20 protein-coding genes and 3 pseudogenes are annotated in these 21,838 nt (G+C 58.4%); 16 read left to right on the top strand and 7 right to left on the bottom strand.

What is annotated here, in order from left to right:
* Positions 1-142 precede the first annotated feature (142 nt).
* Complete coding sequence (locus JG746_RS31280) at positions 143-646, top strand: nodulation protein NolB (RefSeq protein WP_010913967.1); 504 nt, start codon at positions 143-145, stop codon at positions 644-646.
* 9 nt (positions 647-655) lie between these two features.
* The gene (sctJ, locus tag JG746_RS31275) at positions 656-1,519 is read left to right on the top strand and encodes a type III secretion system inner membrane ring lipoprotein SctJ (protein ID WP_202323975.1); all 864 of its coding nucleotides are present in this window, start codon (positions 656-658) and stop codon (positions 1,517-1,519) included.
* A gap of 193 nt (positions 1,520-1,712) precedes the next feature.
* Here the strand turns inward: sctJ and JG746_RS37715 are convergent, their stop codons facing one another.
* Positions 1,713-1,985: a hypothetical protein gene (locus tag JG746_RS37715; RefSeq protein WP_157866081.1), complete on the bottom strand. Its 273-nt coding sequence runs from the start codon at positions 1,983-1,985 to the stop codon at positions 1,713-1,715.
* Positions 1,986-2,155: 170 nt separating this feature from the next.
* Here JG746_RS37715 and sctL point away from each other — a divergent pair, with 170 nt between their 5' ends.
* The 12 genes from sctL (at position 2,156) to JG746_RS31210 (ending at position 13,954) form a co-directional block, all read left to right on the top strand.
* The gene (gene sctL / locus JG746_RS31265) at positions 2,156-2,779 is read left to right on the top strand and encodes a type III secretion system stator protein SctL (protein WP_010913970.1); all 624 of its coding nucleotides are present in this window, start codon (positions 2,156-2,158) and stop codon (positions 2,777-2,779) included.
* On the top strand, positions 2,776-4,134 hold the full coding sequence (gene sctN / locus JG746_RS31260) for a type III secretion system ATPase SctN (RefSeq protein WP_096453929.1): 1,359 nt from the start codon (positions 2,776-2,778) through the stop codon (positions 4,132-4,134). Before sctL ends, sctN begins: the two co-directional genes overlap by 4 nt.
* Positions 4,110-4,643, top strand: a complete 534-nt coding sequence (locus JG746_RS31255) for a hypothetical protein (RefSeq protein WP_202323973.1) — start codon at positions 4,110-4,112, stop codon at positions 4,641-4,643. The genes sctN and JG746_RS31255 overlap by 25 nt, the downstream gene beginning before the upstream one ends.
* 16 nt (positions 4,644-4,659) lie before the next feature.
* Positions 4,660-5,736 (top strand): type III secretion system cytoplasmic ring protein SctQ, encoded by a 1,077-nt coding sequence (gene sctQ / locus JG746_RS31250; RefSeq protein ID WP_096453933.1) that lies wholly within the window; start codon positions 4,660-4,662, stop codon positions 5,734-5,736.
* On the top strand, positions 5,729-6,394 hold the full coding sequence (gene sctR, locus JG746_RS31245) for a type III secretion system export apparatus subunit SctR (RefSeq protein WP_010913974.1): 666 nt from the start codon (positions 5,729-5,731) through the stop codon (positions 6,392-6,394). The genes sctQ and sctR overlap by 8 nt, the downstream gene beginning before the upstream one ends.
* Positions 6,395-6,423: 29 nt before the next feature.
* Positions 6,424-6,672 carry an EscS/YscS/HrcS family type III secretion system export apparatus protein gene (locus JG746_RS31240; protein WP_010913975.1) on the top strand — a complete coding sequence of 83 codons (249 nt, stop codon included), beginning with the start codon at positions 6,424-6,426 and terminating at the stop codon, positions 6,670-6,672.
* Positions 6,673-6,680: 8 nt separating this feature from the next.
* Positions 6,681-7,499, top strand: coding sequence for a type III secretion system export apparatus subunit SctT (gene sctT / locus JG746_RS31235; RefSeq protein WP_010913976.1), 819 nt, complete (start codon positions 6,681-6,683; stop codon positions 7,497-7,499).
* On the top strand, positions 7,496-8,533 hold the full coding sequence (locus tag JG746_RS31230; RefSeq protein WP_010913977.1) for an EscU/YscU/HrcU family type III secretion system export apparatus switch protein: 1,038 nt from the start codon (positions 7,496-7,498) through the stop codon (positions 8,531-8,533). Before sctT ends, JG746_RS31230 begins: the two co-directional genes overlap by 4 nt.
* Positions 8,534-9,508: 975 nt before the next feature.
* The gene (locus JG746_RS31225; RefSeq protein WP_044551341.1) at positions 9,509-9,829 is read left to right on the top strand and encodes a hypothetical protein; all 321 of its coding nucleotides are present in this window, start codon (positions 9,509-9,511) and stop codon (positions 9,827-9,829) included.
* A 392-nt stretch (positions 9,830-10,221) separates the two neighbouring features.
* Entirely contained in the window at positions 10,222-11,112 is an 891-nt protein-coding gene (locus JG746_RS31220; protein ID WP_010913978.1) for a SctD/MshK family protein, read from the top strand.
* Between the two features lie 238 nt (positions 11,113-11,350).
* Complete coding sequence (sctV, locus tag JG746_RS31215) at positions 11,351-13,396, top strand: type III secretion system export apparatus subunit SctV (RefSeq protein WP_010913979.1); 2,046 nt, start codon at positions 11,351-11,353, stop codon at positions 13,394-13,396.
* Positions 13,397-13,456: 60 nt separating this feature from the next.
* Positions 13,457-13,954, top strand: a complete 498-nt coding sequence (locus JG746_RS31210; protein ID WP_010913980.1) for a tetratricopeptide repeat protein — start codon at positions 13,457-13,459, stop codon at positions 13,952-13,954.
* Positions 13,955-14,064: 110 nt separating this feature from the next.
* Here the strand turns inward: JG746_RS31210 and JG746_RS31205 are convergent.
* Positions 14,065-14,339 (bottom strand): annotated as a pseudogene (locus JG746_RS31205) (IS110 family transposase); the annotation flags it as partial.
* Here JG746_RS31205 and JG746_RS31200 point away from each other — a divergent pair.
* Positions 14,340-14,553, top strand: a pseudogene (locus JG746_RS31200) (transposase); the annotation flags it as partial. It abuts the pseudogene before it with no gap.
* 134 nt (positions 14,554-14,687) lie between these two features.
* On the opposite strand, the gene JG746_RS31195 reads toward JG746_RS31200, so the two are convergent.
* From JG746_RS31195 to JG746_RS37870, 4 genes and pseudogenes are all read right to left on the bottom strand, one after another.
* Positions 14,688-15,398, bottom strand: coding sequence for an IS6 family transposase (locus tag JG746_RS31195; RefSeq protein WP_202327575.1), 711 nt, complete (start codon positions 15,396-15,398; stop codon positions 14,688-14,690).
* A 148-nt stretch (positions 15,399-15,546) separates the two neighbouring features.
* Positions 15,547-15,697 (bottom strand): annotated as a pseudogene (locus JG746_RS37875) (IS6 family transposase); the annotation flags it as partial.
* A gap of 190 nt (positions 15,698-15,887) precedes the next feature.
* Entirely contained in the window at positions 15,888-16,655 is a 768-nt protein-coding gene (locus JG746_RS31185; protein WP_446720343.1) for an IS701 family transposase, read from the bottom strand.
* Entirely contained in the window at positions 16,640-16,858 is a 219-nt protein-coding gene (locus tag JG746_RS37870) for a transposase (RefSeq protein WP_446720275.1), read from the bottom strand. Before JG746_RS37870 ends, JG746_RS31185 begins: the two co-directional genes overlap by 16 nt.
* A gap of 1,348 nt (positions 16,859-18,206) precedes the next feature.
* On the opposite strand from JG746_RS37870, the gene JG746_RS31180 reads away from it, so the two are divergent.
* A complete protein-coding gene (locus tag JG746_RS31180) occupies positions 18,207-20,582 on the top strand; it encodes a hypothetical protein (protein WP_446720274.1) in 2,376 nt (791 codons plus the stop codon).
* A 351-nt stretch (positions 20,583-20,933) separates the two neighbouring features.
* Here the strand turns inward: JG746_RS31180 and JG746_RS31175 are convergent, their stop codons facing one another.
* Positions 20,934-21,644 (bottom strand): IS6 family transposase, encoded by a 711-nt coding sequence (locus tag JG746_RS31175; RefSeq protein ID WP_202323971.1) that lies wholly within the window; start codon positions 21,642-21,644, stop codon positions 20,934-20,936.
* Between the last annotated feature and the right edge of the window lie 194 nt (positions 21,645-21,838).

Here is a 21,838-nt window from a genome sequence, read left to right as displayed (position 1 = left end):
TTAGGCGCCAGCATATCCTCTAGATACTAACCAGGCTCCGTCAGTCAGCTTGTCGTCAGCTCGGCCACCTAGACGTTGACCTGATAACGAATGACGAAGGGCCGAGTTCGCTCCGGTCAAAGAGGAAGCTATCGGGTCTTTCATGATGATCCCTATCACGTCGATCACTGCCACTTTAACGGACTGTCTGGCCAGGGCCGGGTCACCGTCGTTCAGCGAGCAAGCCCAGTTTGAGCGCGCTTTGGCGCACGCGGCCGACTCGCTGAAAAACGATGCCGCATCGGCGCCATCGAGGGTGCCAGTTCCTCCGGCGATGGCTCTTCAACGCGCGGCTACGCAGATGAGTCCCTTGGGGGACCGCGTGTTGCAGACGATTTCTGCGATGTACCCAGACCGTGCTGTTAATTCGGCTGCGCTCGACCAGCAGGTAGGCCTTTTCAAGGGCGCTCTACCTAGGCCGCAGAAGCTTCCTGCCGAAGGTGATGCGGGAACCGGAACGTCAGGCGTTCCGCAAGGACGGCATGATTTCGAAACAATGATTGCTGGTCTGCGGGATATGTACAATGGCGTCACTCAGGTTGCGCTTGTTTCCAAAGGTGTCAGCGGCATCACCTCATCTGTAAATAAACTTCTAAAGGAAGGCTGAACCGCGCACATGATTGGCTTAGCCCAGGAAATCATGCCTGGCACGTGCGGTCGGAGGTCACTTCGCCTTATCGTGCTGCCACTCCTCGTGGCCCTCGGCGGTTGCAAGGTGGATCTCTACACGCAACTGCAGGAGCGCGAGGCGAATGAAATGCTCGCCCTTCTGATGGACAACGGAGTTGATGCGGTTCGGGTCGCTGCCAAGGATGGGACTAGCACGGTCCAGGTTGACGAAAAGCTGCTCGCTTACTCAATCGACCTCCTGAATGGCAAGGGATTGCCGCGCCAGTCATTCAAGAACCTCGGAGAGATTTTCCAAGGATCAGGCCTCATTGCCTCGCCGACCGAGGAACGTGCCCGTTATGTTTATGCGCTCAGCGAAGAGTTGTCCCGCACGATCAGCGATATCGATGGCGTATTCTCTGTACGTGTCCACGTAGTTCTGCCGCATAACGACCTTTTGCGAGCAGGCGCCACGCCATCCTCGGCTTCGGTCTTTATCAGGCACGACGCCAAAGCAGATCTCTCGGTTCTGCTGCCGAAGATAAAGATGCTCGTGGCCGACAGCATCGAAGGGTTGTCCTACGACAAGGTCGAAGTGGTTTTGGTGTCGGTGGAGCGTTCCGCGCCTGAGCAACGGTCCGTGCCGGCGACTGTTTTGGCCCAAGCGTCCAGGCCCGTTCCAGCGCCACTTTTGGCCAGCTTAACCGGTATTGCCGCAGCTGTGTTCGCAGTGGCGTGCTATCTCTTAGTCACCGGTCTTAGCCGCCGGCGCAAGCAGTCAGCGGGCGAAGTTCCCAAGCTCGAGCGGCGGTCGGGTGTTTCCGCACTCGATGCCATTCGCAAAAAGACACCGGCGATAGCGCCTCAGTGACATGTCAATGCCAATGCCGATACTGACCGCCCAACCTGATGGTTCGTTCCAATTGCCTTCCTTGGGTCGGAGCGAGCTTGCTGCTTCGGCCCATCCTACCCGTCTTGGCGCGCGTCTTGATCCGGCGTTATCGGCTGCTACGTTGGCTCAGTTGCAGAAGTGTCCCAGACTGCAGCGAAGACTAACAGAATTGTTACTCGACAATGATTCGAAGTCGAATGATGTTGAGCGGGGGCTGGACCTTCTGCGCGGTAATGATCCGCTTCGGGCTGCCCTCCTTGCAGGTAGTGCATGGCATGCCCGATCGCTGCTTAAGCTTGTCTCTCAGCCTGACCTCACAGTGCTCATTCAACGTATCGGCGCTGATGCCCATGCGTTTGGAATCCGACATCTGGCGCATTCCATTGCGGACAGATTGATCGCGGATCCGGGAAAACTCGCGCACCAAATTGAACACGATGGACACGCCTGTCTTGGTGCCTGGCTCCATCACAGTCCAGTGATGGAGCGCAACCGCGTGCTCCTACGCTTGCCTGTAGGAACCGCCGCCGACAATCCAGAGCCTAAGCACGGGAACGCCGCAGGCCAGTTGTTGTCGCTTGTGGTACGCCATTTTGAGGCGGAGAACCCGCCGATATGACAGCCGATATTTCCGTGGCGCCGGCAGCGCCGCAGATGCGCCCATTGGGGCCACTGATACCGGCGAGCGAGCTCGAAATCTGGGATAATGCCGCAAAAGCGTGTGCCGCCGCAGAACGGCATCAGCAGCACGTACGCAGTTGGGCACGCGCGGCGTATCAGCGTGAGTTGGCGCGCGGCCATACCGAGGGCCTGAATGCAGGCGCGGAGGAAATGGCGGCGCTGATTTCGCAGGCGGTTGCCGAAGTCGCACGACGAAAGGCGGTTCTGGAGCAGCAATTGCCGCAGCTCGTGCTTGAGATACTAAGCGAGCTTCTAGGAGCGTTCGATCCGGGCGAACTGTTGGTCATGGCTGTTCGCCACGCCATTGAGCGCCAATACAGCGGCGCGGAAGTCTGCCTCCATGTGTATCCGACGCAAGTGGACATGCTTGCGCGAGAGTTTGCGGGATGGGACGGCCAGGATGGTCGGCCAAGGGTTCGGATCAAACCGGATCCGACGTTATCGCCGCGACGCTGCGTGCTGTGGAGCGAGTACGGCAATGTCGATCTGGGGCTTGATGCGCAGATGCGCGCGTTGCGTCTCGGCTTCGGGTCGCTTTCTGAAAAAGGCGAACTGTGACAACGCAGGTATCAGAACATAATCACGACGATGCGATCTGCCCTGTCGATCCGGCGATCTCGTCTTTGAGAGCTACGGCAAAGGGGATCGACACGCGCGTCGTGCGCGGCAGGATCACGCGGGCTGTCGGCACACTGGTCCATGCCGTCCTGCCAGACACTCGTATTGGAGAACTTTGCCTCCTACAGGACCCACGAACCGGACTGTCGCTGGAAGCTGAGGTGATCGGCCTGTTGGATGATGGCGTATTGCTGACGCCGATCGGCGACCTGGTCGGCCTCTCCAGCCGCGCGGAAGTCGTGGCCACTGGACGAATGCGTGAAGTACCCGTCGGCAACGATTTACTTGGCCGGGTGATTGACAGTCGCTGCCGTCCATTGGACGGCAAAGGCCAAATCGAGACCACAGAAACTCGGCCGCTGCACGGCAGAGCTCCAAATCCAATGACAAGGCGCATGATTGAACGGCCCTTGCCCCTTGGGGTGCGTGTTCTGGATGGTCTCCTGACGTGCGGCGAGGGCCAGCGGATCGGGATTTACGGCGAGCCAGGTGGTGGCAAGTCGACCTTATTGTCACAGATCGTAAAAGGTGCCGCCGCTGACGTTGTCATAGTCGCATTGATAGGCGAACGAGGACGTGAAGTTCGTGAATTCATCGAGAGGCATCTCGGGGAAGAGGGCCTTCGCCGTGCCGTCGTTGTTGTTGAAACGTCCGACCGCTCGGCTGTTGAGCGGGCGCAATGTGCTCCGATGGCGACAGCGCTCGCGGAATATTTTCGCGAACAAGGGCTACGCGTTGCTCTCATGCTGGACTCGCTGACACGCTTCTGCCGCGCCATGCGTGAAATAGGCCTTGCTGCGGGCGAGCCGCCGACGCGACGGGGCTTCCCTCCTTCCGTTTTCAGCATGCTGCCAGGCCTGCTTGAGCGCGCCGGCATGAGTGAGCGTGGCTCAATCACGGCGTTCTATACCGTGCTTGTAGAAGGCGATGGCACAGGGGATCCAATCGCTGAAGAGTCGCGCGGCATTCTCGATGGCCATGTCGTGCTCTCGCGCGCTATTGCGGCGCGATCGCATTTCCCCGCTATCGATGTACTACAGAGTCGCAGCCGCGTGATGGATGCGGTCGTTTCGCGGACACATCGCAAGGCGGCATCCTTCTTTCGTGAACTCCTTTCCCGGCATGCCGAGACCGAGTTCTTGATCAACGTCGGAGAATACAAGCAAGGCGGCGATCCCCTGACGGACCGGGCTGTCGAGTCAATAGACGAACTGAGGGAGTTTTTGCGCCAGAGCGAAGACGAGATCTCAGGGTTTGAGGAAACGGTCGCATGGATGTCGCGTCTGACCGCGTAAATCATGTTCAGGCTTCCAGGTTACGGGTCTTGAAGGAAATGCAAGAGCGTCGTGCCCTTAGTGAGCTGTCCAAGAAGGAAGCCGAGCGCCGTATGGCCACCTTAGCCGCACAGAATGCCTCCCGAGAGCTTGCCATGGCACAACAACATTGCGCAACGGCGGAAGCAGCGCTCTACCAGGAGCTGATGACTCTCGAAAACTTGTCTAACGCCGCGCTTGACCGGCACCACCTGCATGTTGAGCGGCTTGCAACTGAAATCACACGCCGACGGCAGATGCTTGGTAATGCGCGAATCGCCCAAGAAAAGGCGGAGACAGCGGCGTCCGAGACGAGGGACCTATGGGTCGCATGTTCGGCGGCTACGCACAAATGGCGCCAGATCGAGGACGACGTCGGGCGCGCCGTCGAGATCCGTTCGGAGGCCGCAGGCGAGATCGAGGCCGACGATGAGATACTGCTTCGATTTGGCAGGGGACCGCTTTCCCAGGTCGCGAAACGGATTCGATAACCTGCAGGTCCTCCGAATGACAGAACGGTGCAGCTTTTTGGCAGCCGCTTTGGTGAGCCCCCCTCTATTGGAACCAGCGCTGACACTGTCCCACGAGGTCGCCTCGTGGCTCAATGACACTGCGGCTTCGCGCGGACCGTTTCAGACCCGGATCAACGACGTGCCACTGTCGGTGCGTGTGGCAGGGCTTGTCTGGCAGGAGAATTTTGCCGCCATTCCAATGCTCGACTGCATTTGTAGGGTCGGAGCTGAGACGGTCGTGCTGTCGATATCGCGGTCGCTCGTAGAGGGGCTCATCGCAACAGTGCAGAATGGGCTGACTTTCCCTTCCGAGCCAACGGCTTCACTCATTGTTGAACTTGCACTTGAGCCACTTATTGCTCGACTGGAGTATAGGACTCAGCTGAACGTGCAGCTCGTGCGCGTGTTTGAAGCCGCGACACTGGCTCCTTATCTCGAACTGGATATCGACTTCGGCCCGGTCAGTGGCAAGGGTCGTCTGTTCCTGTTCTCGCCTCTCGATGGCTTGGTGCCGTCTGCGTTTCGTGCTCTGGGCGAACTGTTTGGCCAGTTACCGCGACAGCCGCGCGGATTACTTTCAGACCTCCCGATCGTGGTTGCAGGAGAGATCGGCACGCTGCACGTTCCTGCGGCGATTCTTCGAAAAGCATGTGCCGGTGATGCTCTGTTGCCGGACCTGGCGCCGTTCGGCCGGGGCGAGATCGCCCTATCTTTGGGCCAGTTGTGGGCCAGCGCCGATCTTGAGGGCGACCAGCTAGTCCTGCACGGGCCTTTCCGCCCGCGTTCCTATTCTTTGGAGAATGCGCATATGACACAACTTGGATCGCAACTAGGGCCGACGGAGGATCTCGACGATGTCGAGATCATGCTTGTCTTTGAATGCGGTCGCTGGCCTATTCCTCTAGGGGAATTAAGAAGTGCCGGCGAAGGGCATATTTTCGAACTTGGACGGCCGATTCAGGATCCGGTCGATATACTTGCCAACGGTCAGTGTATCGGGCGTGGCGACATCGTGCGCATTGGAGATACGCTGGGCATCAGGCTCCGTGGCCGGTTGGGATGCAATGACTGAGCTCCAGCCGCCAATCCTGGCGCTTCTCGCAGTTACCGCCGGACTGGGTCTGCTGGTTTTAGTGGTCGTCACGACCACGGCCTTTGTAAAGGTATCGGTTGTTCTTTTCCTCGTGCGCAATGCGCTCGGGACTCAGACGATACCACCTAACATAGCGCTGTACGCTGTCGCATTGATCCTCACCATGTTTCTTAGCGCGCCCGTTGTTGAACAGACCTATGATCGGATGACCGATCCGAAGCTACATTATCAGACGTTCGACGACTGGGTAAGCGCCGCCAAATCCGGGAGCGAGCCCCTGCGTGATCATCTTAAGAAGTTCACAAATGAGGAGCAGCGACAGTTTTTCCTCTCGTCTACCGAAAAAGTCTGGCCAGCGGAAATGCGTGCCAAAGCCACAGTTGATGATTTGTCCATTCTGGTTCCATCTTTTCTAATTTCAGAGCTAAAGCGCGCGTTTGAGATCGGATTTCTTCTTTATCTTCCTTTCATCGTTATTGATCTTATTGTGACGACAATTTTGATGGCGATGGGCATGTCTATGGTATCCCCGACGCTTATATCTGTCCCTTTCAAACTCTTCGTGTTCGTCGCTATTGATGGCTGGTCGAAATTGATGCACGGGCTTGTGTTGAGTTACACGATACCGGGAGGTTGATTATAGCTGAATCCAGTATTGTCACTCTTATGAGCCAATCGTTGGTGGTATTCATGATCTGGATTCTGCCGCCGCTCATTGCATCGGTGGTCGTTGGCTTGGTCATTGGCATCATCCAGGCGGCAACACAGATCCAGGATGAAAGTTTGCCACTAACCGTCAAGCTTCTGGTTGTTGTCGCGGTTATTGGTTTGTTTGCTCCTGTGCTGAGCGCCCCGCTGATAGAGCTAACCGACCAGATCTTTACCGAGTTTCCCGCCATGACACTTAGCTACTAGTCTCCGCCATGTATGCGTCACCGGCCGAGATTCAGATCCTCATGCATACGGCTATCGAACTCGTCGTAGCAGCCGGTCTTGGCGCAGCGCGCGCGATAGGCATTATGATGATCCTACCGGTATTTACACGTTCTCAGACCGATGGCCTGATCCGCGGCTGCCTGGCTGTCGGCTTCGGATTACCATGTCTGGCACATGTCAGCGACGCGTTGCAGGCGCTGGATCCTGAAACACGTCTGATTGAGGTAGCTCTGCTCGGATTGAAGGAAGTTCTTGTCGGCGCACTACTTGGCACCTTCCTTGGCATTCCCTTATGGGGACTTCAGGCGGCCGGTGAGTTTATCGACAACCAACGCGGCGTCACCAACCCGTCCGCCCCGACCGACCCCGCGACGAATAGTCAGGCTTCCGCCATGGGAGTCTTTCTCGGGATCACTGCGATTGCCATCTTCGTCGCATCAGGGGGGCTGGAAACGTTGATCGGCGCCCTTTATGGCAGCTATTTGATCTGGCCCGTGTATAAGTTTTATCCTACATTGAGCACGCAAGGAGCAATGGAGGTGTTAGGGCTCCTCGACCAGATTATGCGCACGGCGTTATTGGTGTCAGGGCCCGTCGTGTTCTTTATGACGCTGATTGATGTATCCTTTATGCTACTGCGTCGCTTTGCGCCGCAATTCAAATTGACCCAACTGTCCCCGGCGATCAAGAATCTTGTCTTTCCGATTCTCATGGTTACATACGCTGGCTATCTCGTAGAGGGTATGAAACTGGAGATCACACAAGCGAATGGCGCGCTCGAGTGGTTCGATAGATTGCTGAAATGAGCGACTCGAGCGAAGAGAAGACACACGCCGCCACCCCCAAAAAGCTAAACGATGCACGCAAAAAAGGGCAGCTGCCACATAGCTCCGATTTCGTTCGCGCGGTCGGCACTTGCGCTGGTCTCGGATACCTTTGGCTAAGAGGCAGCGCGATCGAAGACAAATGCCGCGAAGCGCTACTATTTGTCGACAAGCTGCAGAACCTGCCATTTGACTTCGCGGTCCGGCAGGCGCTGGTTGTGCTTGCCGAACTCACCTTGGCAACTGTTGGCCCGCTGCTTGGAACGCTTGTCGCGGCGGTGCTTTTGGCAAGCATATTAGCCAATGGTGGATTTGTTTTCTCTCTCGAGCCAATGACGCCCAACTTCGATAAAATTAATCCTTTTCAAGGGCTGAAGCGCTTGGCGTCTGCGCGTTCGATGGTCGAACTCGGGAAGACGCTGTTTAAAGTATTCGTTCTCGGCGCAACCTTTTCCTTTTGCCTTCTCGGCATGTGGAAGACGATGGTCTATCTGCCGTTCTGCGGCATGGGCTGTTTGGGCCTTGTCGTTACGGGGGCAAAACTGCTGATCGGAATTGGCGCCGGCGCACTTCTGGCCGCTGGCCTGATCGATCTCCTGGTGCAGCGTGCGTTGTTTCTGCGCGAAATGAGGATGACCAAGACTGAAGTCACGCGCGAGCTGAAGGATCAGCAAGGGGCGCCAGAGTTGAAGAGTGAACGACGTCGCATTCGTGACGAGTCAGCTGACGAACCTCCCCTCGGTGTGCATCACGCCACGCTGATCTTCAAAGGAACGGCGATACTGATCGGTCTGCGTTACGTCCGCGGTGAAACCGGGGTGCCCGTCCTGGTTTGCCGCGCCGATGGCGAGCGGGCTTCACACCTGCTTAGCGAGGCGCGAGCGCTACGTCTTGAAATTGTCGACAACGATGTCCTAGCGCATCAGCTCATCGGCAAAACGCAACTGGGCAGACCCATTCCCATGCAATATTTCGAGCCCGTGGCGAGAGCACTCTTCGCCGCAGGATTGGCCTAGCCCTGGGGCCTCTGTGGCCGCCCCGTAACACAAGAGGGCTAGTGCCATTTTGGACGTGATCGGAGTGCGGTCTTCCGTGAGGCCTTTATGTGTAACATTCCTAGCCTGAAAAATTCGTGGGAGTCGGCGGGTTTCATGCAAGACGTTGAACGCATGATTTGGTTGCTCACGCCGATCCGCGCCATTTCACGGAGACCACTTAAGCTGCCGCTGAGCGGTTTGTCATTTGTGGTCGGCAAGCGCGGCGGCGCATGTGGCATGCAGAGCTTTGGAGCGGACAGACGCCGGCCGTGCTGACCCGAGCTGCCTCTGCGGTTTTCCGAGCTCTGATCGGCTGAATTAACGCACAATCCGCCGGGGAGCCACGCCCTTGGATCTCGCTGGATTCGGCGGCGAGCCTGAGCTCCCTCGGTGCAAAAAGGAGGAGCAGCAGCTGAACGCGGGAGCGCATCACCGCACCCAGGTCACACGACCAAGTTCGCACTTTTCCGGCCCGCGATGAATGGGAACGACCTTTCTCCTCAATTTGACAGCACGGCGGGCGTCATCAGCAGCGTTTGCCGGATGTTAGTGAGATCGCCGGGAAGTGCAATTGCGCCGTCGAGGCTGCCGCTCGCTTTGGCGCAGGTCGGTAGCAGAAGACGGTCCGGGCAAGGCGGGGCTCGGGAGTTCGCCTCCCGCGCCCTCAGCCCGCCACCGTGGGAAAGTTGGGAAATGATGATGTCGCAGCAACGAAGCCTCGGAATTTACCGCTACGTTCGAAGAATGTCAGGCCTCCTGTCAGGCGCTATTCCTTTGGCAGAAGCGCAGTACCCACTTTTCACCACTTTGCAGGAGGCCGAACCCTGCTCGATCATTATTTTCCGGTAGCCCGCTTTTTGTCCAGACTCGTCAGGTTCTCGAAAGCTCCTGCTCGTAGCCTGATGAGATTATCTTTAGGCGTCGGCGCCAATGGAACGCATGCAGGAGTACTTGATGGCCGCAGCAATTGGGAGTGGATTTGGCAACATTTCCTTAGCTCGCAGGGGGCATGGAGATCCGAAAAGCCAACCAGAGCAACCTGACAAGCCGGGTAGCGGGAATGATGACCCTAACAAACCGGGTAGCGGGAACAATGACCCAAACAAGCCGGTTGGCGGGAAAGATCCTGTGGACGGTCAGACTATCTCTGGGGATGATCAGCAAGCTCTAGCCGAAGCGTTCGACACGGTTCTCCACTCCGTTGCGCTAACTATTTTGAACGATGCCATGGCTGATGCCGACGAGGCTATTGCAGAAACTGAAGAGGATGCCTGACGTGGATGGTCTGCGTCAGGATGTGTGTGCCGTGCTGACGGGCGCGGTTTGAACAGAAGGAAAACGTTATGAGTAAAGCAGGTACTGGCACCAGTGCGGCTGGCACTGGGACTTCGGTGGCTACAGACGTAGGTACCAGAGTCGCGGGGAAAGCCGCTTTCGAGGCGCAAATCGCGGATCTAACGGCGGCTAGCTTGGAGGCTACGGCTAGGAGTATACAGCTGCGCACCGTTACGACCAACCTCAACACAATCAAGAAAGCGGCCGACGAGCGCGTTCAGTAGGTTCGGAAGCAGGGGTTCCCGATCGCGTCGCCAGGTGGCGCGATGTGGAACCGAAATGAGCCGCACGGCAATTGCCGTGCGGCTTCTCTCTTGTTCGGGAGAACATCCTTGAATGACGCCGTTTCTCTTGATTTCGAAGTTCTGTCGGGGCTCTATTGCGGGCTGACGGGTAAGACTGCTCTCGAAACGAGCTTAATCGGCTGCGGCTTAGACGCCGATATGATCTTCGTCGAGCAAGGATTGGCACCGCATCATTTTCGTATAACGCTCCTTGGCAACTCGATCGAGGTCGAGGCGCTTGCGGCCGGACTCAGCATCAAGGGTAAGCGGAATATCGCCGCGGGCGAGTGCGTTGTGGTGCCACTTCCTGTCGTCGTTCTCGCAGGCGAGATGTCCATTCTCTGGTCCGTGCAGGATGAAGTGACAAGTGGTCCGATAGGCATACCACGCCTCTCGATGCGTGTTCTGGCCACGGTGATAGTCAGCTCTCTAGCGGTCGGTATGCTCTCAGCCTTTTTTTCCTATAATGGGGACGGTGGTGCATCGAGACCCAATTCACCCAGTGCCGATCATGAGTCGAAGCGGACCAACCACCGCGCCGACGACCAGATTGCGGAGGCAGCGGCTAAAGAGCTGCAGGAGGAAGTCGATAGAGCGGGCCTACTCAATGTTAAGGTCGGCTCGGCAAAGGACACTGTGACGGCGGAGGGTACCGTCACGTCTGAATCGGTCATCAGTTGGCGGAAGCTCCAGCAGTGGTTCGATCATCGCACCAAGGGCGCCCTGACACTGGTCAATGGAGTGCTCATAAAAGACGAAAAGGCGCCATCCGCAATCGCAGTTGAAGCCGTTTGGCGTGGCCCGCAACCGTATCTTGTCATAGGTGGTGAGAAGTATTTTGTTGGCGCCGTTCTGGATGATGGATGGACGGTCGACAGGATCGAGGACGGTCGTGTGCTGCTGAGCCGTAATGGCCGCCTTGCTGCTCTCCCGTATTAGTCCGCAGGCCCTATCAAGCAGAATTGCGTGGTCAGCTACCATTCTGCCGCGCCCACTACCACAACAAACCTGGACAGAGTGAAAACTTGCTGACCACCCAGCTTCGCGCATTCGGGCTCTCATGCCACAGCCTGCTGCTCGCGGGCTGCCCAATGAGGGACTTGGCCCTCGGACTTCGAATGCTACGCTTCACTGCGTAGCAGCAGAATAATTCTCAAGCGATCGTAAAGGGGCCTAGATGGCCAACGTCCTGCGTAAGTTCATCAACCGTTCGCCGGCCAACCCGGACCTGATGGTCGCGTTGATGCTGCTTCTGGCTATCGCTATGATGGTCATGCCTATCCCGATCGTGGTGGTCGACGCGCTGATAGGATTCAATATGGGACTGGCCATCCTGCTGATGATGGTTGCCCTGTATGTCAGTACTCCACTTGATCTTTCCTCTTTGCCCGGCATCATTTTGCTTTCCACGGTGTTCCGCCTGGCGCTCACCGTCGCAACGACGCGCCTGATCCTGGCCGAGGGGGAGGCAGGCGCCATCATCCATACGTTCGGCGATTTCGTGATCTCGGGCAATATCGTGGTCGGTTTCGTCATATTTCTGGTCGTCACCATGGTACAATTCATGGTCCTCGCGAAGGGCGCCGAACGCGTGGCCGAAGTGGCGGCGCGCTTCACGCTCGACGCTCTGCCGGGTAAGCAAATGGCGGTCGACGCAGAGCTACGCAACGGCCACATCGATGCCAACGAATCCCGCAGGCGACGCGCCGCATTGGAGAAGGAAAGCCAACTTTACGGCGCGATGGATGGCGCGATGAAGTTTGTGAAGGGCGATTCCATCGCCGGACTGGTGGTTATCTTCATCAACATGCTGGGTGGGATATCGATCGGCCTGCTCTCGAAGGGCATGTCCTTCGGCGATGTGCTGCATCACTATACTCTGCTAACGATAGGCGATGCATTGATATCGCAGATTCCGGCCCTGCTGCTATCAATTACAGCGGCGACCGTCGTCACTCGTGTCACGGGGGCGGCGAGGGTCAACCTTGGTACCGAAATAGTGAATCAGATCACTGCCAGCAAGCGACCAGTGCGGGTCGCAGCTTGCGTCCTGGTTTTGATGGGGTTCGTTCCTGGCTTCCCCCTGCCCGTCTTTTTGGTGTTGGCCGCAATCTTCGCCGCGATAAGCTTTGTGAAGGGCGATGTTGTCGATACCACAAGTGCAGGGGACACTCAAAAACAAACCGCGCCCGCGCAGGAATGTCCGATCGCTTTCTTCCTTGCGCCAGACCTGATGCATGCGATTGAACAAGTCGAATTGCAGCAGGAGATTGCACGCGTTTCGCAACTACTTTCAGCCGATCTTGGCATTGTCGTTCCCCCCATCCCTGTCACTGTCGACCAGCAGTTGCTGGAGTCTCAGTTTCGAATAGATATCGAGGGGGTGCCAGTTGAACAGGGTGTGTTTGATCCGAGCCAGCTGATGCTCAAAGACGATGTGGCGAACATCGAATCGAGCGGTATCCCGTATCGGCGTGATCCAAAAACGGACAGACTCGTGGCCGACCAAAGCCATGCACCGGCTCTCAAGAGTGCCGGCATCACACATTACGGTCCTGGCGAATTCCTCGCCTTGCGCCTCCATACAGCGTTGACCCGTTTCGCACCCCGATTGATCGGTATTCAAGAGACCCGACAATTGATAGGCCGAATGGAGAAGGACTATTCTGATCTGGTCAAGGAGGTGCTGCGCACGACGCCAATACCTCGGATTGCGGATGTGCTGCGCCGGCTCCTGGATGAAGGAATCCCGATCCGCCACACCCGCCTTCTCTTAGAAGGATTGGCGGAATGGAGCGAACGTGAGCCAAACGTTGCCCTGCTCACGGAATATATTCGTTCTGGTTTGAAGCGTCAGATCTGTCACCGCTATGCCAACACAGAGGGCATCGTGCCCGCCTTGGTCGTCGAACGCCAGAGTGAGGATGTGATGCGCAATGCAGTTCGAGATTCGGCTGCAGGACCCCACCTCGTACTAGAGGACCGGCAAAGCGAAGCGCTGCTGTCACAGGTACGTCAGATCCTTTCGAACACAGCACCGGGTCAGACCCGCCCTGTCGTTTTAACCTCAACGGACATCCGACGCTTCGTCCGCGGCTTTTTCACCAGAAACGGGATCGATGTTGCCGTGCTGTCTTATCAAGATATCGCCTCCGACTTTACAGTTAAACCCGCCGGGTCCGTCAAATTCCCGCATGGATTGATCAGTGGGCTGTCAGAGTAAACCCAATCCGTTTGCCATCGAATGAACGTGATAGCACTCTATGATAATTGGAAACCAAGCATGAATTCACACCAGAATACAGACGGCCGAGCATTTAGGAACTCACTTTTCTTCTCTGTACTCGCCATGCTGCCTCTCGGCGGTTGCGCCAGCTTGGACAAGCCTGCTCTTTCAGTGAGGGAGACGTCATCCCCAGAGCTGCTCAACGCCAACCAAATCGACCCGGCTATGCGAGAACGCATTTTGAGCGCGGTCGGCCAGGATGCACAAGAGCGGGCTCTGCGGGATGAGTTGACGCAGCACCCAGACAATGTCGATGCGGCGATCCGTCTTACGAATGCTTTGGTCGCGCAGAAGCGTCCGCATGAGGCGCTTCAGGTACTGGACAGGCTCTTGGTTGCAGCCCCAGGAAATTTGCGCGCATTGAACGCGAAGGGAGTGATCTTGGACCTTGAGGGGCGGCATGACGCGGCACAGGTGCTGTATCGGCAAGCTCTCGAGACAGAGCCTGGGAATCAGATGGTGCAGCACAATCTCGACCTGTCGCTTGCGTTTTAAAGGAAGTCCGGACCTGAGTGCGTTGGCGCGGTCGCGCTAGCTGTGCACATGCACCGCCCGACACACCTTGGTCAGCGACCGGTTATTTCCAGCACCTCGGCGTCAGCGCCGGCCAGCTCCTGCACACGACCGGCGATGGTGGTTCGCGACCGCGTGCCCAGTTGATACAGGCCTCCCGCAGGATCGTCCGGACCATATTCTCGATGCTGCGCATTTCGTTCAGCACCGGGTGGCGGTGAACGAGGAGAGAACGCCAGAGCCGGCATTGCCAGCTCTTGACATGCACCGGCTGGCCTTCGGCGCGCAATCCGTCGTGAGGCCAGGCCGTCAGCGAGCACGCTTCCAGGTTGACGCGCTCCAGCGGGAGCCCGACTTTGGGCAGCGCGATGCGGGCAAGAAGATCAAAGGCAAGAAGCGGCATATTCTCGTCAATACCAAGGTCTCCTGATGCACGCCCTCGTTCATGCCGCCGACATCCAGGACTGCGATGGCGGCGTGATGGTGATGGCGAAGCTGTTCGGACTCGATCCCTTCCTGTTCAAGCTCTACGCCGGTGGCGGCCATTCCAGGGGCCGGAGTTCCAAAAGGGGCTGAGGAAGACAAATTCAATTTCGAATCGCACCAGGGCGCTCGCCTTCCTCAAGCTGGCCTCCATTCGCCTCATGGTCGGAAGGCTTCGGGCACTGTAAAGTTATCAGCGGATTGATGCAGCGATAGCTGGCCGGGACGGCTGTCACGCTGCGGCGAGACACGCGATTTTGTTCCAGATTTGCATGGCGGCGTTACGCAGGTCTCGATGTTGAGCCGATGACAGCGTATTGCGGGGAAAGTGGAACAGGTTGGCAATCGGATCATGGATGGAAACGAACCGCTGAAGCTGGCGTGCCGACTTGAAGCGTTTCATGGTCCTTTCGCGTCGTCGGGTCGGCTGGTGCGAATTTTCCGCTCGATTATTGAGGCCTTTGTGCGACCGGTGTTCGACACCGGGCATGAGGTCGCGCCTGGCGGCATCATAGGACCGGAGCTTGTCGGTGATCATGACTCGTGGTGTCCGCCCTTGAGCCTTCAGCAACTTGCGCATCAGACGCTTTGCCGCCTTGGCATTTCGGCGGCTTTGCACCAGCACTTCGAGGACCAAGCCGTCCTGATCGACGGCACGCCAGAGCCACTGCTTCTTGCCATTGATGGCCACCACACATTCGTCGAGATGCCATTTGTCGCCCAGGCAGCCGGCTGACCGTCGCTTGATCTCCCGGGCGAAATGCCGCCCGAATTTCTCCGCCCAGCTTCGAATGGTCTGATGCGTGACGATGATGCCGCGGGCCGCCAACATGTCCATGCGCAGGCTGAGCGGAAAGCGAAAGTAGAGCCATACCGCGTGCGCAATGATCTCGGCGGGAAAGCGGTGGCAACGATAAAGCGGATCACGAGCAACTTCTGATATGGCCCATGTTCGCACATCTTCATCAGCCGTCGGTTAACTTTACGGTGCCCGGCTACCTCATCAAGATGCCAGACATCGTCTTTCGATGGCGCCTTGCGGCGCAGGCGACGTGCATAATCGGGACTGTGCTTCTTTCCCCAGCGGCGGATGGTCTCGTAGGAGACGACGATCCCCCGCTCCAGCAGCATTTCTTCAACATCGCGCAGGCTCAGCCCGAACCGGTAATAAAGCCAGACGGCATGAGCAACGATTTCGATCGGGAAGCGATGGTTCTTGTAGGTGGCGCATGCTTCGACCATGCCAACCTGACTTATCGTCAAACCGTTAAGCCAAAATCAATGTGACAGCACCCCTGCTTGAGTTCCTGATAGTCCCGCTCGATCCGCCATCGCATCTTGGCCTGATCGACGAGGTCGGCAAGCCTGGTCTTTCCAGGCAAGGTCGAGAGCCAGTACTTAGTTGGCTCGACTTCACCGTCCGGCCATTCGATCAGGAACCATTCCTCAGCGTGGGGGACGGAGCGCCAGTAGTCGCGATGGGCCGGCCGAACCCGCACGGCGGCAAAGCGTGAGGCAAGCGACGCCTTGGAGCCCTCGCGCCAAGTAACCATGTGCCAGGCGTCCTCGGGCAGCGCTTGCGCCAGTTCCTTGGCTGAGACCGGCGCATGTTCAGCCTGCCGCCGAACGCGCGAGGGCGGGGTCCGCGTCCGCTCCACGGCTTCGGCGGCAATGGTTGCGTGCCGGGCGACCACAGGCGGATCGAGGACTGGACCCCGACGACATAGGTCAAGCCCACCTTTGTCAGCCCGGTGCGGAAGGCGGTGTCGTTGCCGTAACCGGCATCGGCCAGCACCACGCCCCGTGAGACGCCGGCCTCCAGCGCCGCCCGAATCTGCGCGAGGGCGATTTCGGGCTTGGTGCGGAAGATGACATCCTCCGGCACACCTGCCTTGGCGCGCCGGTCAGGGTCGTTGGCCCAGCCTTCCGGCAGATAGAGCTGATAGGCGACCGGCAGGCTCGCCTGCTCGGTGGCAACCGACAGAGAGACCGCGACCTGGCAGTTGTCCTGCTTGCCGAGCTGCCCGCAATACTGCCGTGCAACCCCAACCGAATGCTTGCCTTTCTTGGGAAAGCCGGTGTCGTCGACGATCCAAGCACGGATCTGCCCCTGACGCTCAAGCGCTGGCAGCACCTGTTCCCGCACGCGGCTCAGCACGGCATCATCCGACCAATCCGCCTTCGCTACGAAATGATGCAGCGACTGTGCGCCGCCTGGACACGCCCAGGCTCCACCCGTGCCGCCATCGGCTCGACGCTTTTGCGCTCGCGCGGCAAAAGCAGCCCGGTGCAATAGGCCTTCAGCGGCGCCACCCGGTCAGCATGACCCAATACCGAGGCCAGCGTCTCGACATAGGCCGCAAAACGCGATTCACTCGTTTCGATTCCGTCCTGGAGATCCATCGCTCCCTCCATATGAAGCACGAATCGCCATTCTCGCAATCAGTCGTTAACGAAACTTACGACACAGTAAGACTAGGGGCCAGTTTGTAGAGTGCCGGATCGGCGTCTCTTAAAGAGAACACGGTTGTGCCCCTGACCGCAGGCTCTTGCGTGATTAGGGGAATCACATCGTCGACCGCCTCTGGAAACGCGTCTCCCGTGGCCCGTAGCATCTGAACCAACTTGAAGTTGGCCCTCGGCGTTTGGAGTTCGGCGTCAAGTGGCCAGGTGCCGCGAAACACCGGCCCAACAACTTCGCGCCAGGTCTTGAGCTTCTCTGCGGGCGCCTCCGACTTCCATCTCAATGGCGAAGCGGTGCCCGACCTGCCAGAGGGCATTGGACCCTATGCGGCGCAGTGCTGCTCTGGCCTCTACAGGTGCCCCTTCCGCGTGGGGCCGACCAGGCATGGATCAGCGCCGGGGCCTCGCCGGCCTTCACCGTCCGAGACTACAAGGAGCGATCAGCGTTCGGCCGGGCGGAGTTGGTCAGGTTACGCAGCCCGGGCGAGCGCGGATCGCGCTTGGCCGCTGATCGGTGATGACGCGCGGTTCTTGTCTCGATTTGGAAACCCGCCACGAGAAACGCTTGGCCGGCCAGTAGGTCGATGGTTGCGCCCGCCATCATCATCGTGCGCAACAGTCGACAGGGCGGCATTCCCGACAGCACGCCCGCATCATCCGAAAGTTAATTCCGATCCGTGATGCGCTGCGCGAGTGCCGAAGGCGAGGGAATTCGACGGCCCCCGAGAGAAAAAGCGAACGCAGTATGTGCATCGCCCCGCCGGAACTAGCTTACAGCGCGTCAGCTCACCGTCAGCTCGTTCGAGTAGCTCTCTTCGAGAGAGACCTAACAACTCAAAATCATATTAAAGACTTCCGCCAAAAAGGGAACGAATGCCATGTACGGTCGGAAAAGTGGCTCATCCGAAAGCTCCAACCAAGCTAACGACCCGGTACGGTCAAAGGGCAGCGACGGCTTTGGCAAGCACTTGCGCACATGGCGCCGCCTGGTCTCAATGCGAGTTCGTCTCCAGCGCCGGCACGCCCGTACTCGCTAGTTTCGCGGCCTCCTATCGTGGAGATCGACAGGTCTTCGTGTGTTTTGCATTGGGTTCAGGCTGGACCGGCGCGGCAGGGTCGATCCGGGCTGGCCATGACGACTGACGAAAACATGCCGCTGGTTCTCAGACGTCATGCCACCTGTCATCTGGGCGATTGCACTTACCCGCCAGAGCCCTGATGCACTACGGCTGACACATCAGCCCCAATCCACAGACAGCGCGTTCTCGTCTATATCGGAGATGAAAAAATGACGGGCATTGGCCGATCTGGAAAATCGCGCATTGGAGATGCTGGAGCCGGATCGAGCAGTTCGCGCTCGCAATCAGGTCTTGCCTCCGGGGAAGGCAGCCAAGGGTTCGGTTCCGTCCTGGAGCGGATGCGCTCTGAGGGAGGTAAAGGTTCACCCTCGGCTGGCGCTGCGCGAGGTGCCCATGATGACCTTGGCGGCAAATCTTCAGGCCCTTCCGTTCCCCCACATCGAATCCCGGCGGCTGCGCCACGTGCAGCCGCCGGGCCACGTGCGGCCGGTTCGCGGAGGCGCAGTGTTTCCTCAACGTCGGATGGTGAAGCCCTGGCGCCGGTCGCCAGCCAGCCGTCAACTTCGGGTGTGACAGTCCCCAGTTCCTCGTCAGGCGAAGTCATCAACGAGACAAAGCGACGAATGTGCTCGCTGATTGACGAAATCCAAGTTCTCGAAGAGAAGAGCCTGCATAGCGGAAAACCGATGGAGGGCTTCCGAGACGAGCTTGATCAGCTCGCTAATGCGGGCGCAGAACTTCTGGAATGCTACGCGAGCCTGCCCAAGGATGAGGCGCGCAGCACTCTGTCCGACGATGATGTGCGTCACTACCGCGCCGACGTGATTCATCGGGCGGACAGTGCCAACGAGCTGGCCCATACGATCTTCAAGAAGGAGGAACAGAACCGGAAGCGGATGGAGGACATTCTCCACAACTTGGTCAAATCCAATGCCACCCTCGACCAGCTGAGCCGATCGGCTCCCAGTATGGCGAAGTATCCCGTGGCCTGCGTGGAGCGTTGGGACAAGAAAGTACAGCGCCACGAATTGATGCGGGCCGTCTGCGTCGCGACAGCCGACTTACCAAGCTCAACAGCCGAGATGCGGCGGGAAGAAGAGGCCGCGCTGCGGCTGCACTCGGGCTGGGTTGTCAATTCAAAGATAATGCAGCTGCAATCGCGGATCAATCTCGCGCAGGTCAACATGGCCCCGCAGGCGATCATGCTCGAAGCACCCATCAGGGAACTCCTCATCGGTGACAACGGGCAAACGCGTCTGCTGGGTAACTTCATCGGCGAGGTTTTTCCGGCATTCGTCTCGACGGCCGAAGCTGTACTGAGGAAGGAAGGGCGCCCGCTCGACGCGGAACACTGCGCCGTTCTGGAAGGAGTTGTGGAGCGGCTTGCGGATTTTGCGTCGGCCTCGCACTCCGTGGTTGACAGGCTAAGGGATCACCAAGCAGGTGCTGGCCTCCCATTGGAACTGTTGACCCGGATCGTGGACGACGCCTGGATCGCTTCGGACGAGGTTACGGACCTCCTCGCACTGCAGCCGAAGCCGCCAGCCCCTGACCTGACGGCCGACGCTGCCGCTGCGATGCCGACTGGAACTGCCGGCAAGACTATGGTGGCCGAAAGCACTACAGCGCCCAGAAAAAAAGGAAAAGACAAGAGCAAGCAGGCCGCTGGCGCCGGGAGTTCGGCGGCCGGGCGGCCGGAGCCGCAAGTCGCTGCGGCCGTCAGCGACCCTGCGCCAGCAGCCAAGGTGCTCGTACGCACGGATTTAGGTACGAAGAAGCTCGTGAGTGCAGAGGAGGCGCAGAACAGTGCGTCGTCCGCGGCAGCACGCTTGGCGATCTTGCAAAATCCAACGACGGGGGAAAACACGAAGTCACTAGTCGCACGGTCGACCGAACTTTTGAAGTTCGATTTGCCTGCTCAGCAAAGTTTGATCTCCCGAGCGCGCTCCGGGAAGCCCGAGGACGTCGAACACGCCGTCGGCCTCGTGGTCCAGCGCCTGCAAACGCAGGCTGTCGAGATGGAGCCCTGCCTCCCAGCGTTGGAGGCGTCTCGTCTCTCCAAGGAGGGAAAGATGGACGACGTGCACCGACTAACGGTTCAGTTCAGGGACATGTTGGCCAATGTGCGGGGATTGGCTAAAGCTTGGGACGAACAAAAGCCTGATATGATCATGGATTGCATGAAGAGGTACCCATTTCCCTCGCAAAACCACCTTGAGCAGTTGCGGTCGGCCCGGGAGTTGACGCCTGCAGATCCCCCGTGCGCGTTGAACCCAGAGCCGAGCAATCTGTTCGAGATTAGGCTGCAGCCCAAGGCGCTGAGCAACCGTACACTACCGAGTCCAATGTGGGTGCACATCCACACGACACGAAAGATATATGCGCAGCAGTTGGCAACGCTGGACAGCGCCGAGTTCGCCGCTTGCCACGTCAAGTCCAATGAACAGCGCGGCCATAATCGGCAGTGGCAGACCTCCCGGGCTAAGAAGGGTTACGACAACGCAATCCACCGCGGCAAGCTCACCCCGGCGTTCTGTAAGTCCTTGTTGAGCGACCGGGCCGATATGCGAAATGGGCCGGCGTAACATCGGCATTTTGTGGATTCCAACCAGCTTAGTAGACAGAGGCGCAATCTGGGAAACCCCTGGCAGAGCGGCAGTGGCCTGGATCGCAGGTGTGGCTGATTTCTCGCGATGGCCGGCATCGAGCATGCTGCTCTAGGGTTTTGGGTACTGCCCGACAACCTGACGACCCGACAGCACGCCTGCATCACCCGAAAGTTTTTCCAAATCCGCGATGTGGTGCACTAGACGTTATGACCGTGGTCTGAGGAGCGGCCCGCCCTTAGACTTTGCAGCTGTTAAGCAAACGGGGGTTGCTTCGGCACTGTAAAGTTATCAGCGGATTGATGCAGCGATAGCTGGCCGGGACGGCTGTCACGCTGCGGCGAGACACGCGATTTTGTTCCAGATTTGCATGGCGGCGTTACGCAGGTCTCGATGTTGAGCCGATGACAGCGTATTGCGGGGAAAGTGGAACAGGTTGGCAATCGGATCATGGATGGAAACGAACCGCTGAAGCTGGCGTGCCGACTTGAAGCGTTTCATGGTCCTTTCGCGTCGTCGGGTCGGCTGGTGCGAATTTTCCGCTCGATTATTGAGGCCTTTGTGCGACCGGTGTTCGACACCGGGCATGAGGTCGCGCCTGGCGGCATCATAGGACCGGAGCTTGTCGGTGATCATGACTCGTGGTGTCCGCCCTTGAGCCTTCAGCAACTTGCGCATCAGACGCTTTGCCGCCTTGGCATTTCGGCGGCTTTGCACCAGCACTTCGAGGACCAAGCCGTCCTGATCGACGGCACGCCAGAGCCACTGCTTCTTGCCATTGATGGCCACCACACATTCGTCGAGATGCCATTTGTCGCCCAGGCAGCCGGCTGACCGTCGCTTGATCTCCCGGGCGAAATGCCGCCCGAATTTCTCCGCCCAGCTTCGAATGGTCTGATGCGTGACGATGATGCCGCGGGCCGCCAACATGTCCATGCGCAGGCTGAGCGGAAAGCGAAAGTAGAGCCATACCGCGTGCGCAATGATCTCGGCGGGAAAGCGGTGGCGACGATAAAGCGGATCACGAGCAACTTCTGACATGGCCCATGTTCGCACATCTTCATCAGCCGTGGTTAACTTTACGGTGCCATACTACGCCATGCTGCAAGAGCCAGCCATAGCCGCGTGACTCAAACCAAATGGCCTTCGCCAAACCCGGGACGGTTCTGAAACTCTCCGTCAGCTAATCGTCAGCCAAGCGATCTATCTAGACCTGCCGTGCCTAACCGGCCCGA

It is taken from the genome of Mesorhizobium sp. 113-3-3, from assembly GCF_016756495.1.
In the GTDB taxonomy this organism is placed as follows: domain Bacteria; phylum Pseudomonadota; class Alphaproteobacteria; order Rhizobiales; family Rhizobiaceae; genus Mesorhizobium.
This window is presented reverse-complemented; position numbering and strand designations above follow the sequence as displayed.